General features: G+C 32.5%; 11 protein-coding genes and 1 riboswitch. Of the genes, 10 read left to right on the top strand and 1 reads right to left on the bottom strand.

The window, feature by feature from the left end; translation table 11 throughout:
* Nucleotides 1-675 (top strand): TetR/AcrR family transcriptional regulator (locus tag I6U48_RS17830; protein ID WP_246615425.1); only part of this gene is annotated, 675 nt, incomplete at its 5' end.
* 14 nt (nucleotides 676-689) lie between these two features.
* A complete protein-coding gene (locus I6U48_RS17835) occupies nucleotides 690-1442 on the top strand; it encodes a DUF2271 domain-containing protein (protein WP_218321823.1) in 753 nt (250 codons plus the stop codon).
* A 128-nt stretch (nucleotides 1443-1570) separates the two neighbouring features.
* On the opposite strand, the gene I6U48_RS17840 is transcribed toward I6U48_RS17835, so the two are convergent.
* Nucleotides 1571-2881 (bottom strand): aminotransferase class V-fold PLP-dependent enzyme, encoded by a 1311-nt coding sequence (locus tag I6U48_RS17840; protein ID WP_218321824.1) that lies wholly within the window; start codon nucleotides 2879-2881, stop codon nucleotides 1571-1573.
* A 162-nt stretch (nucleotides 2882-3043) separates the two neighbouring features.
* Nucleotides 3044-3124, top strand: a riboswitch (ZMP/ZTP riboswitch).
* A gap of 45 nt (nucleotides 3125-3169) precedes the next feature.
* Here I6U48_RS17840 and I6U48_RS17845 point away from each other — a divergent pair.
* From I6U48_RS17845 to galU, 8 genes are all read left to right on the top strand, one after another.
* On the top strand, nucleotides 3170-4345 hold the full coding sequence (locus tag I6U48_RS17845; protein ID WP_218321825.1) for a phosphoribosylaminoimidazolecarboxamide formyltransferase: 1176 nt from the start codon (nucleotides 3170-3172) through the stop codon (nucleotides 4343-4345).
* Nucleotides 4346-4705: 360 nt separating this feature from the next.
* Nucleotides 4706-6091, top strand: coding sequence for an efflux RND transporter periplasmic adaptor subunit (locus tag I6U48_RS17850; RefSeq protein WP_218321826.1), 1386 nt, complete (start codon nucleotides 4706-4708; stop codon nucleotides 6089-6091).
* A 27-nt stretch (nucleotides 6092-6118) separates the two neighbouring features.
* A complete protein-coding gene (locus tag I6U48_RS17855) occupies nucleotides 6119-6820 on the top strand; it encodes an ABC transporter ATP-binding protein (protein WP_218321827.1) in 702 nt (233 codons plus the stop codon).
* Nucleotides 6821-8008 carry an ABC transporter permease gene (locus I6U48_RS17860; RefSeq protein WP_218321828.1) on the top strand — a complete coding sequence of 396 codons (1188 nt, stop codon included), beginning with the start codon at nucleotides 6821-6823 and terminating at the stop codon, nucleotides 8006-8008. It abuts the gene before it with no gap.
* 175 nt (nucleotides 8009-8183) lie between these two features.
* Entirely contained in the window at nucleotides 8184-9152 is a 969-nt protein-coding gene (locus tag I6U48_RS17865; RefSeq protein WP_218321829.1) for a glycosyltransferase family 2 protein, read from the top strand.
* Nucleotides 9136-9555, top strand: coding sequence for a GtrA family protein (locus I6U48_RS17870; protein WP_218321830.1), 420 nt, complete (start codon nucleotides 9136-9138; stop codon nucleotides 9553-9555). Before I6U48_RS17865 ends, I6U48_RS17870 begins: the two co-directional genes overlap by 17 nt.
* Before the next feature lie 10 nt (nucleotides 9556-9565).
* Nucleotides 9566-11845, top strand: coding sequence for a glycosyltransferase family 39 protein (locus I6U48_RS17875; RefSeq protein ID WP_218321831.1), 2280 nt, complete (start codon nucleotides 9566-9568; stop codon nucleotides 11843-11845).
* An 89-nt stretch (nucleotides 11846-11934) separates the two neighbouring features.
* Nucleotides 11935-12858, top strand: a complete 924-nt coding sequence (galU, locus tag I6U48_RS17880) for a UTP--glucose-1-phosphate uridylyltransferase GalU (protein WP_218321832.1) — start codon at nucleotides 11935-11937, stop codon at nucleotides 12856-12858.
* Nucleotides 12859-12925: the final 67 nt, after the last annotated feature.

Genomic DNA, 12925 nt, shown 5'->3' on the forward strand with positions numbered 1-12925 from the left:
TTACTTTATTACATATTAATGAAAGGAAATGCTATGGGAACGAAAGAACGAAAAGAAAGAGAAATGTTAATAAGAAAAAATGATATTATAGATGCAGCAGAAAGGGTTTTTTTTGAAAAAGGTATACAGCAATCAACTATGGATGAAATTGCTAGAGAAGCTGAGTTTAGTAAAAGAACAATTTATATATACTTTCAAAGTAAGGATCAGATTTATTATGAGATCATGCTACGAGCGTTTAGGGTCTTAAATAATATGTTAGGAAAAAGTTTAGAAAATAAAGAGTCAGCTACAAGCATAGAAAAAATAAATGTAATAGCAGAAACTTTTATTGAATTTATAAGAAGTCAACCTAATTATTTTAAGGTAATAGTAGATTATGAGAATCAAGAATCGGATTTCAAGAATCAGGATAAGGTAATTACTGAATGTTATAAAGAAGGAGAAAAATCCCTAAATATTTTGAAGGAAATAATTAGCAAGGGAATTGAAGAAGGAAGTATATTAGAAAACATAAATATAAATTACACAATAGTTATTTTATGGTCAAGTATTGCAGGGATTTTCAATAGTATTGTTAAGAAGGAAAGTTATTTAAGGCATTATTATAACATACAAATCCAGCAGTTAATAGAAGAGGCATTTGAATTTATGATAAGAGCAATAAAAAAATAGAGGAGGAGGTAACAGTGAAAAGACAAATTTTCTTTTTAGTGAGTATGATTGTTATAATCATACTAGCAATCTACAAAACTGCAGATATAGTAAAGATTAACGGAACTAGTACTATTAAAATGATAGACAAAAAAGAAGGTAAAGATTTAACCATTTCAATTACAAAAGGAGAACAATATCTTCATAAATTTAAAATTAATTCTTTTATTAGTATAAAAACCTCTCCGCAATTTGCAGTTTGGATTGAGGATTTGAATGGAAATTATATTGAGACATTATATGCAACATCGAAAATTGTCAATCAAAGCTGGAGCAAAGCGCCAAATGATTCTGCACCTAAAAATCAAATTAAGCGTGAAGAAGCTTTGCCATATTGGACTCATAAGCGTGGCAATAATGTAATAGAAGCGGATGTAATATCATCAGCTACGCCAAAGGGAAATTTTATTATAAAAACTAAAACTAGTGATAAGCAGAGTAAATATTTAATCCTTGCCGAATTTAATAGTTCAACAGATTTTAATGAATATTATCCCAAAGATGCAGTTCCTAATATGGATAATTATTCCGGGGGAGAATGGGGAAGTGGTCAACCTGCCCTTGTCTACAGTACGACTATTGATTTGAATTCCACAAATAGTGTATATAATTTGAAACTTATTGGTCACAGTAGTCCTAGCGGAAAAGATGGAAATCTGTATGAAGATTTTTCTAAGTTGACTACAGCAAAGAATATAATTAAAAGTATAACAATTGAAGTAAAGTAGTTATAAATTTTAGACTTATTGTGGAAATATGAGTTCTCAACTAAAAGTTTTATCTAAAGAGAAAGAAAAAAGTAGAAAGTTTACTTATTTAAGTTTTTCAAAATAAGTAAACTTTCAATGATGGGTAACTATTGAAAAGAAGATTTGTGTTTAATAATTTTTTTGAGCGTTTTAACCAGTGCATCTACTTCTTCGTAGGTGTTATAAAAACTAAAACTAAGTCTAACCATTCCAGGTCGGTTAATATCTCGATTTTTTTGATAATATTCCATTTCTTCAGCTGGAATTTTTAGTAGTCTCCTGATGTATGGGTGAGCACAAAAACACCCACTTCTAACTGCAATTCCTGAGATTTCGGATAACTTTTTAGCTGTAAATTCGTGGTAAACACCGTCTATATTGAAAGGAAGTATGGCAACTTTATCACAGTTATCAGTATCACAGTAGATTGTAATGCCTGGTATTTTTTTTAATTGTTCTAGAGCGTAGTAATAGATATCCATTTCTTTTTTATCTATTTTTCGCATATCTAGATGATTAAGTGTTTTAATTGCAGTAGTTAATGCTATAACACCCATTAAATTAGGAGTACCTGCTTCGTTTTTATCAGGTGGGTCTGCCCAAGTCACAAAATCATCCGTTACTATATCAATAGTACCACCTCCGACATGATCTGGCTCTGCAAATGAAAAAAAGTCTTTAGGTCCTACAAGAACTCCGGTACCGAAAGGAGCATACATTTTATGAGCTGAGAATGCAAGAAAGTCAATACATCTGTCTTTGTGTGAAGATTTCATATAAATAGGATAATGTGGAACAAGTTGAGCTCCATCTACTAATATTTTGGCATTGTAATTGTGACAGAGGCTAGCAATTTTGTATATAGGATTTTTATATCCAGTAACATTGGAAGCGCCTGTGACACATACTAATTTAACTTTTCCGTTATATTTTTTAAGCTTATTTTCTAAGTCTGATATATTTAACTTTCCAAGTGCATCTACATCAATATAATCAACTCTAAATTTATTTCTCCAAGGTAGGTCGTTAGAGTGATGTTCCATTCGTGTTGAAATAATTACACAGTCATCATAAATATTTGATATAATGGAGGACAATTTATTTATAGCTTCAGTAGTATTTTTTACATAAATAACTGTGTTTTTGCGATGATCGCAATGGATAAAGTCACATACTATTTTGCGTGAATCCTCATACACTTTAGATGAAAATATAGATTTGTAGCCTGTTCCTCTGTGAATTGAAGAATAGTGCCTTGAGAAATCCGTTATTGCATCTAAAACAACCTTAAAGGGTGGAGTAGTAGCTGCATTATCGAAATTTATAGCAGTTGTTAATTTCCCATTTGCAATGGGGATTTTTTCATTTACACCAGCAATCATATCTCTATAATCATGTTTATTTTTATTATGATCCATGGTAAATCACTCCCTATAATAATGATATGCATTATTAATGTGTGAGGTGATTTATTTCTAAATAAATCAAAGAAAATACATTAAAATACTGAATTAGGAGAATATAAAGTAGAATTGACGAAAAACACCATTATAGTATATACTTAAATAAAAAAGAATAAAAATCAATCATGTAACTGGCGGAAATGGAGATTACCATGGGGAGCATGATTGAAAAGAGTATCGGCCGCCTGGGTAAATATAAATTTATCCAGGCGGCTTTTTATTTTACTTTTGGAGGTTGATTTTATGAAAAACATTGAGGTTTTACTTAAGTATGGATGTAACCCGCAGCAAAAACCAGCAAGAATTTATGTAAAGGATGGCAGATTACCTTTTAAAATTTTAAATGGCAATCCAGGATATATTAATTTTATGGATGCCTTTAACTCCTGGCAATTAGTAAAGGAATTGAAACAGGTAACGAATCTTCCAGCAGCAGCGTCTTTTAAACATGTCAGTCCTGCAGGAGCAGCAGTGGGAATACCTCTTAATGATGCACTAAAAAAGTCCTATTTTGTTAAGGATATAGAACTAACTCCAGTTGCCGCTGCTTATGCAAGAGCCAGAGGTGCAGATAGAATGTCTTCTTTTGGAGATTGGGCAGCTATAAGTGAAGTTGTTGATTTACCTACTGCAATAATTTTAAGTAAGTCTGTTTCAGATGGAATAATTGCTAGAGGGTATACAGAAGAAGCACTACAGCTTCTAAAGAGAAAGAAAAAAGGCAACTATTGTGTAATTGAAATGGATTGGGACTATGAGCCAGAAGACATAGAGAAAAGAGAGATATATGGAATAACTTTTGAACAAAAAAGAAATGATATTTTAATAAATGAAGATGTTCTTAGAAATATGGTTACTAAAAATAAAAATATTACGGGAGATGCAAAACGTGATCTGATTATATCCATGATTACTTTAAAATACACTCAGTCCAATTCAGTTTGTTTCGCAATTGATGGTCAAGTTATTGGTGTAGGTGCTGGCCAACAATCACGTGTACATTGTACAAGGCTAGCAGCATCAAAAGCAGATATATGGTATTTGAGACAACATCCTGCTGTACTTAATTTGTCTTTTAAAGAAGGTGTTTCAATGCCAGAAATGGATAACGCTATAGACCAATACCTTAGAGATGATGTTACTTCAGTAGAAATGCAGGAATGGAAAAATGTGTTTAAAGAACTACCAAAGAAATTAACAAAAGAAGAAAAACTAGCATGGTTATCCAATTTCACAGGAGTTTCATTAGGTTCAGATGCATTTTTTCCTTTTAGAGATAACATAGATAGGGCAGCTCAAAGCGGAGTAAAATATGTTATTCAGCCTGGTGGCTCCTTAAGGGACAATAGTGTAATAGAAGCTTGTGATGAATATGATATGGCTATGGCCTTTTCGGGTATAAGGTTATTTCATCATTAAAATTATAATATAGATGTATTTGAAGATATACTTTCATAACTACAAAAATCACTATCAGAATTCATAGTAATTCTGATAGTGATTTTTATTTGTATTTATTATGCTGCAAGTATCGTTTTAGAAAAGTTTGTATAATAGCTTGTTCTTGAAATAATATACTTTATATTTACTTTGTCTAGCTTATAAAATGGCTAATTTGGTATTATTGTGCAAGCTCTGTAACAGAATTGTAACAGAATTGTAACATTTGAACTTTATAATGATCGTATAAATATTGAGGAAATAAGATCCAATAGCCGAAATATATGAGATAACAAAATTAATAACTTTAACAATAATTAAACTTGGAGGTTTTCAGGCATGAAAAAGTTTCTATCAAAAAAGGCGTTAGCAATAATAGCCTTAGTACTTGTAGTAGGGGTAGGTGGATATTTTGTACATAAAAAGTATGCATCTAAAAATTCTACTAAATCATCTACCAAGTATTCTTTATCAAAGGTAACAAAAACAAATCTAGATATTACTGTAGAGGCTACTGGTACTGTTACAGGGGCAGATGCGGTAAATGTTTATTCTTCTAATACTGGCGCTATACAGGGAATGACTGCAAAATTAGGGGGTGCTGTTAATAAAGGGGATTTGTTTTGCAAAATTGATGATGATACAAATCAACAGGCAGTAGAAAATGCAAAAATCTCTCTACAGCATAGTTATCTGGAGCTGCAGTCACTGAAAAATCAGTTAGATGACCTCACAATAAAGGCTCCTATAGATGGAAAAGTAAGAGCAGTATATGCAGCAGCAGGAGATGATATTGCTTCTATAAAATCTACTTATGGAGGAATGGCAATGATAACTGTAGGTGATGGTTCTTTGGAAACAGCTGTTCCATTTCCTTCTAGTGGAAAAGTAGCAGAAGTTAATGTATCAGCTGGACAGACTGTTAAAAAAGGTGATGTTTTATTTAAGCTTGATCCTAAAACTTTAAATAACAGCATTGCTCAAAAAGAAAATGACATTAAGCTGGCAGAAAAAAATCTAGCAGATAAGGAAGAAACATTATCTAAATCTACAATATCCACTCCTATAAGCGGAATAGTAACAACGTTAAGTGTTAAAAATGGTGAAATTGTAACAAATGAAAAACTTATAGCTACTATAACAGATACAGCTAAAATGCAGGTAACACTTGCTGTGGATGAATTAGATATTAATAAGGTGCAAATTGGACAAACAACCACTGTAAAGATAGATGATATTGAAAATAAAACCTTCACAGGTATCGTTGAGTCTATTGCACAAAGTGGTACAACCACGAATAATGTTACAACCTATGATGTAATTGTAACTATAAATAATCCGGAAAATGTAAAAATAGGAATGAATGCAAATGTTACTATTGCAGTACAAAGTAAAGCAAACGTATTGACAGTTCCAGTAGAAGCTATTGTAGAAAAAAATGGTAAGAAGTATGTTATGGTTCAGGATACACAGAAATCACCTTCATCATCTTCGTCTAGCAAAAAAGATTCTAATAATACAACTCCAGGAAAACTTGTAGAAGTAAAGACAGGGCTTAAGAATAAAACTTTAATTGAAATAACAAGTGGTGTTACTGAGGGACAAACTGTTATGACAGAACTTTCAGAAAGCACGAGTACAAGTACGAAGTCAAGCAGCAAGAGCAAAAGTAGCCAGCAAAGTGGCGGAATGGGAGGCGGAATGGGAGGCCCTCCAGGAATGTAAACATATTTTAAATAGGGGAGAGATAATATGGATGTTGTTATAGAAATGAAAGATGTTAATAAAATCTATAAAATGGGCAGCAGCGAATATAGGGCTTTAAGCGATGTTAATTTGAATATAAAAAAAGGTGAGTTTGTATCAATAGTAGGGCCTTCTGGTGCAGGAAAATCTACTTTAATGAATATAATAGGGTGTTTAGATTTGGCAACTTCCGGACAATATATTCTTGATGGAGAAAACACTGATTGTAGTGATGATAAATTATCTGAAATTCGTAATAGAAAGATAGGCTTTATATTTCAAAACTACAATCTTTTGCCAAAAATGAATGTAATAGAGAATGTAGAATTACCTTTAATATATCAAGGATTAAGTAACAAAGAAATGAAGGAAAAAGCCTTAAAGTCTTTAGAAAGAGTTGGACTCGCTTCTCATATTAAGCATAAACCTGCAGAACTTTCAGGAGGTCAAAAGCAAAGGGTTGCAATTGCAAGAGCACTTGCAACTGAGCCTGAACTATTACTTGCAGATGAACCTACGGGAGCATTAGACAGTAAAACAGGAAAAGAAGTTATTGAAATGCTTAAGCAATTAAATAAAGAGGGAAATACAATCGTGCTTATAACACATGATCGTGAAATTGCACAGGAAGCTAAAAGAATAATAACTGTAAAAGATGGACGTATTGAATCAGATGAATCAAATATTGAATATAGCAGGGTGGTTTAAATGAAATTTAGCAAGCTTATAAAAATGGCAGTTTCATCGGTTTTGGCTAATAAAATGAGATCTTTTCTTACTATGCTGGGGATAATAATAGGTATCAGTTCTGTTATAGCCCTAGTAGGTATGGGTCAAGGTACTAAACAGGATGTAGCTTCTAAAATTTCAAGTTTAGGAACTAATCTTATAACTGTAAATATCATGGGAAGAAGAAGCGTAACAGTGACAACTGCTGAATTGAATGAACTTAAAAAGAAACCAGGGATAAAGGATATAGCACCTTCGGCTTCAGAGGGAAACATATATGTAAAGTCAGGAAGTAGTTCAAAAAGTACAACTACTTCTATTGAAGGAGGCGTACCAGCTTATGCTACTATAAAGAATTTAGGTGTAAGTAGTGGAAGATTTATAAATCAAGATGATGTAGACAGCAGGTACAGAGTTGCAGTAATTGGTTCAGATGTAGCAGATACTCTGTTTGGAAGTACAGATATTGTTGGAGAGGAGATTAATATAAATGGAAGCACATTCTCCATAGTAGGGGTACTTGCAACTCAGGGGGGGAGTGGACAAGATTCACCAGATGAAAAAATAATAATACCTTTAAGTGTTGCACAAAGATTGTTCAAAATTTCAACGATAAAAACTTTTTATGTTGAAGCTACAGATCAGAATTCTGTATCGGAAGCTAAGGCATATCTCCAATTGTTTATGGATAATAAATTTAGTAGTGACTCTTCGGGTAGTACTAATTATAGAATAATGGATCAATCTACTCTTTTAGAAACTGCAACATCAACAACTGACAGCATGACTACTATGCTCTCAGGAATAGCATGTATATCTTTATTAGTTGGTGGAATAGGAATTATGAATATTATGCTTGTTTCAGTAATTGAAAGAACAAGAGAAATAGGCATAAGAAAAGCTATTGGAGCAAAGAGGAGTACTATATTGTTGCAATTCTTGCTAGAATCAGCTGGAATAAGTACTGTTGGAGGAATACTAGGAGTTTTAGGAGGATATTTAGCAGCTTATGTTATGAAGACTTTTTTTAATACATCTGTTGTAATATCTAGTAATGTAGTTTTAGCATCGTTTCTATTTTCAATTTTTGTAGGTATAGTCTTTGGAGTATATCCTGCCGATAAAGCTTCTAAACTAAGTCCAATTGAAGCTCTAAGGTTTGAATAAGATAATAGGGTTCTTAAGTGAATTTTCACTTAAGAACCCTATTTTGTGTTTAAAATGCATTTGAATTGTAACTTAAATGTAACAATACGAGGCTACAATATAAACATAAACTTGATATTGAAAAAATAATTTTTAGAATGAGTACAAAAAAATATTAATTGTTGAGGTGATATATATGCGTAATAGTACAGTTTATTCTGTTGTAGTACCTTTATATAATGAAGAACTTGTTATAGATGAAAGTTATAGAAGATTAAAGAAGGTTATGGATAGCACTAAAGAAAATTATGAGATTGTCTTTATAAATGATGGAAGCTCAGATAAAACAGTTGAGAAAGTAGAAAAAATATGTAAGATTGATACAAAAATAAAGCTTATAAATTTTTCAAGAAACTTTGGTCATCAAGCTGCAATAACAGCAGGAATGGATATGGCACTAGGAGATGCAGTTGTAGTAATAGATGCAGATCTTCAGGATCCTCCAGAAGTAATCTTAAATATGATTGAAAAGTGGAAGGAAGGCTACCATGTTGTTTATGGAAAAAGAGTAAAAAGAGAAGGAGAAACTTTCTTTAAAAAGTTTACCGCTAAGATGTTTTATAGGACATTAAAGAGCATGACAAGTATCAATATTCCAGTGGACACAGGAGATTTTAGGCTTATAGATAGAAAAGTATGTGATGCTTTAGTTTCACTTCCTGAGAAAAATAGATATGTAAGAGGATTAGTTAGCTGGGTGGGATACAAACAGACTTATGTAGAATTTGTAAGACAGGAGAGATTTGCTGGGGATAGTAAATATCCTTTAAGAAAGATGATGAAGCTGGCACTAGATGGTATAACTTCTTTCTCATTTAAACCACTTGTGTTTGCTGGATATTTTGGAGGCTTAGCTTTCTTAGCAGGAATGATTTCAAGCATTGCTATTGTTATAAAAGATTTAATCCAAAGAACAGATATATTAAGCTTAGGTTTAGTTTTATCCATGAATATAATGTTTTTCGGTATAACACTTGGCAGCATCGGTATAATGGGTCAATATATTGGAAGAATTTTTGATGAAAGTAAAGGAAGACCTATCTATATAATAGAAAGTACAGTAAATTATAAAAAGGCTGGTGAAAAGTGTGAAATTAGTAGCTAATATAAATAACTATATACTTGAAGGAAAATTTAAACGAATAAGCAGATTTTCATTAATAGGAGTATTAAATACAGCTATAGACTTTGTTTTTTTTACTATATTCAACAGTTTGTTTGGAGTAAATTATGCTGTAAGCCAGGTGATAGGATACAGTTTAGGCGTTGCAAATAGTTTTGTATTTAATAAAAAGTGGACTTTTCAAAGAGGAAATACAAGTAAAAAACTTTATAAAGAACTATTTCAATTTATTGTAGTTAATATAGTTTCACTTAGTGTTTCAATAATATTTATGAAACTTTTAGTAAAAGATTATAGTCTTAATGTATATATATCAAAGATAATTGTAACATTTATAGCACAGATAACAAATTTTCTTGCATATAAGCTGTGGGTGTTCAACTAAGGAGGAAGAAATGAAAAAGATAAAGTTTACAAAAGAAACTTTCGCAGTAACATTGATTTTAATATTATCCGCTGTATTAAACTTTGCAAATATAGGCATAGAGGGATATTCAAATGAATATTATGCAGCTGGTGTAAAGAGCATGCTTATGAGCTTTAAAAATTTCTTCTTTGTGTCTTTTGATCCAGCAGGATTTGTAACTATAGATAAACCACCAGTTGGATTTTGGATACAAACTATATCTGCTAAGATATTTGGATTTAGTGGATGGAGCATATTACTTCCACAGGCACTTGCTGGAGTGATTTCGGTATGGCTTGTATATTACCTAGTTAAAAGATCTTTTGGAAGTATGGCAGGTTTAATATCCGCTTTATGTCTTGCAGTAACTCCAGTTTTTGTAGCTGCTAGCAGAAATAATACAATAGATAATTTACTTGTGATAACTTTATTATTTGCTTGCTGGGCTCTTTCAGTAGCTGCCGAAAGAGGAAAGCTTAAATATCTTATAATAAGTTTAGTTCTTGTAGGGGTTGGATTTAATATAAAAATGCTTCAGGCCTATATGATAGGACCAGCATTATATATAACCTATCTTCTTTCTACAGCACTGCCAGTTAAAAAGAGAATAAAGCATCTTGTACTCGGAACAGTAATTCTTTTAGCAGTATCTTTTTCCTGGGCAATAGCTGTAGATTTAGTGCCAGCACAGAATAGACCTTATGTTGGCAGCAGCACAAATAACAGTGTCATGGAACTCGTATTAGGACACAATGGTTTAGAAAGACTAGGGCTTGGAAGCAAATCAACTCCAGGAAGTGGAGGAAATAGACAGGGTGGCCAAAGTCAAAAAAAATCAGAAGACAAGGTTAATGCTGTTTCTAGTGCTACACAGGAGACGTCAAATAAAAATAATATAGAAAATAGTAATGGCAATAGCCAGGGGCAGGGAGTACAAGGAGGAGCTCCAAGTGGTCTAGGTCAGGGAGCACCTGGAATGAAAGATGGAAACATGCAGCCACCAAGTGGAGGCAGACCAGGAGGAAATCAAGGTGGTGGACCAGGAGGCGGATCAGGAACTAGATTGGCAGGATCTTTTGGTGCTGAAACACCAGCAGGAATTACAAGATTATTTTCTAAAAATATCCTGTCAGATCAAATAGTTTGGTTCTTGCCATTAGCATTATTCGGATTTATAGCAGGAGCTATAAAAGAAAAGTTGAGATTTTCTCTTGATAATAAGAAAAAACTAGCATTAGTACTCTGGATGGTTTGGCTAGTACCAGAATTTATATACTTTAGTTTTACAACAGGATTGTTTCATCCATACTATTTAACTATGATGGCACCACCAGCAGCAGCTTTAACTGGAATTGGAATTTCGGTGATGTGGGAAATGTTTAAGGAAGGTGGATGGAAGGCATGGATTCTACCAGTAGCTTTTGTTGTAGAAGGTTTAACACAGCTTCTTATGATATCTTATTTTAGCAGCAATGTTTCAACTGTTATAAAAAATGTGATTTTAGCATCATTGATATTGTGTTTTGCAGCTTCTGCTATACTTGCAATATCTAATCTAATAAAAGAAAAGAAAAATACAGCAGAAGATAGCGATAATAGCTTAGAACAAAGTAAAAATGTAAAGTTTAAAAAGGTATTAGTAGGAATTGCTCTTATAGGAACTCTGGTAACACCTTTGATTGGTTCAAGTGCTGTACTATATCATTCGGTAGGAAATTTACCAGTAGCTGGATTAGAGCTTCTCTCAACAGGTAATAAAATGGGTAACTTTGGTGGGGGAAATGCAGAAAGTGTTAACACTAAACTTGTTCAGTTCTTAAAAAATAATAGAACAAATGAGAAATACTTATTGGTAGTATCATCTTCTCAAAGCGCTGATAGTATAATAATTCAAACTGGTGAATCAGTAATGGCGCTCGGAGGATTTTCAGGCTCTGACAATACGCTTACTTTGGATCAATTTAAAGAGCTAGTTAAAAAAGGAGAGGTAAGATATGTACTTGCAGGAGGCATGGGAGGCAATTCAAGTAACAGTATTATGAATTGGGTTAAAGAGAATGGTAAAGTTGTTGCTGAAAGTGAATGGAAAGATTCTAATGAAGTAAGCACTCAAAATGAAAATAGCAACAAAAATATTTCCGATACACAAACACAAAGCTCAGATGGAAACACAAACAAGAATACTAACTTAAGAGATGGAGGATTCAGAGGGCCAGGTGGAATGAATTCCGAACAGTTATATGATTTGAAAGGCATAGTGCAAAATTAGTATGTAAATTAAATTTTATGAATAAAAAGATTGAGAATTTATAAAACTAAGTAAGATTTAATAACTTAAAGAGAAAGGACTGTATAGTTATGAGTATAAAGAAAGCAATAATCCCTGCAGCAGGACTCGGAACAAGATTTTTACCAGCAACAAAAGCTCAGCCAAAAGAAATGCTGCCTATAGTAGATAAACCTACAATTCAATATATAGTAGAGGAAGCCGTAGCTTCTGGTATAGAAGAAATATTAATAATTACGGGAAGAAATAAAAGAGCTATAGAAGATCATTTTGATAAAGCTGTTGAACTTGAAGATGAATTGAAAAACAGTAATAAAGAAGAACTACTTGAGTTAGTTCAGGGCATATCTAATATGGTTGACATATATTACATGAGACAAAAAGAACCAAGGGGGTTAGGACATGCTATAAGTCGTGCTAAAACCTTTGTAGGAGATGAACCTTTTGCAGTTATGCTTGGTGATGATGTAGTTGACAGTAAAACACCTTGCTTGAAACAGTTAATGGATTGCTATGATAGATATAAGACTTCAATTTTAGGAGTTCAGCAAGTACGCAAAGAAGATGTCTTTAAATATGGTATAATAAATGGGCTTGAACTTGAAAACAATGTATATAAGGTTAACAATATGATAGAAAAACCTAAGGTTGAAGAAGCAACATCTAATATAGCAATACTTGGAAGGTATATAATAACTCCTAAAATATTTGAGATGCTGGAAAAGACTAAGCCTGGCAAAGGAGGAGAAATACAACTTACAGATGCATTAAAGGAATTATCAAAATATGAGTCTGTATATGCTTACTGCTTTGAGGGAGAAAGATATGATGTTGGAGACAAATTTGGATTTTTAAGAGCTAATATAGAATATGCCTTAAAACGTGATGAGCTTAGGGAAGAACTTATACCGTACCTCTTAAGTCTCAAAGATAAATATGAACCAAAATTAGCAGAAGAGATTTTTTATAACTTTGTGAAAAAACAGGTTGTATAGATAAAGTTAATAATTAAACGGCATAGATTATATATGCCGTTTAATTATTTAGAAGAATAACTAATTA

Origin of the sequence: Clostridium thailandense (assembly GCF_019207025.1) — a bacterium.
In the GTDB taxonomy this organism is placed as follows: domain Bacteria; phylum Bacillota; class Clostridia; order Clostridiales; family Clostridiaceae; genus Clostridium_AM; species Clostridium_AM thailandense.

Excerpts from the sequence above, each read along its gene's own strand:
- I6U48_RS17875 (WP_218321831.1), top strand. The coding sequence starts at position 9,566 with ATGAAAAAGATAAAGTTTACAAAAGAAACTTTCGCAGTAACATTGATT.
- I6U48_RS17850 (WP_218321826.1), top strand. The coding sequence starts at position 4,706 with ATGAAAAAGTTTCTATCAAAAAAGGCGTTAGCAATAATAGCCTTAGTA.
- I6U48_RS17865 (WP_218321829.1), top strand. The coding sequence starts at position 8,184 with ATGCGTAATAGTACAGTTTATTCTGTTGTAGTACCTTTATATAATGAA.
- I6U48_RS17840 (WP_218321824.1), bottom strand. The coding sequence starts at position 2,881 with ATGGATCATAATAAAAATAAACATGATTATAGAGATATGATTGCTGGT.
- galU (WP_218321832.1), top strand. The coding sequence starts at position 11,935 with ATGAGTATAAAGAAAGCAATAATCCCTGCAGCAGGACTCGGAACAAGA.
- I6U48_RS17845 (WP_218321825.1), top strand. The coding sequence starts at position 3,170 with ATGAAAAACATTGAGGTTTTACTTAAGTATGGATGTAACCCGCAGCAA.
- I6U48_RS17860 (WP_218321828.1), top strand. The coding sequence starts at position 6,821 with ATGAAATTTAGCAAGCTTATAAAAATGGCAGTTTCATCGGTTTTGGCT.
- I6U48_RS17855 (WP_218321827.1), top strand. The coding sequence starts at position 6,119 with ATGGATGTTGTTATAGAAATGAAAGATGTTAATAAAATCTATAAAATG.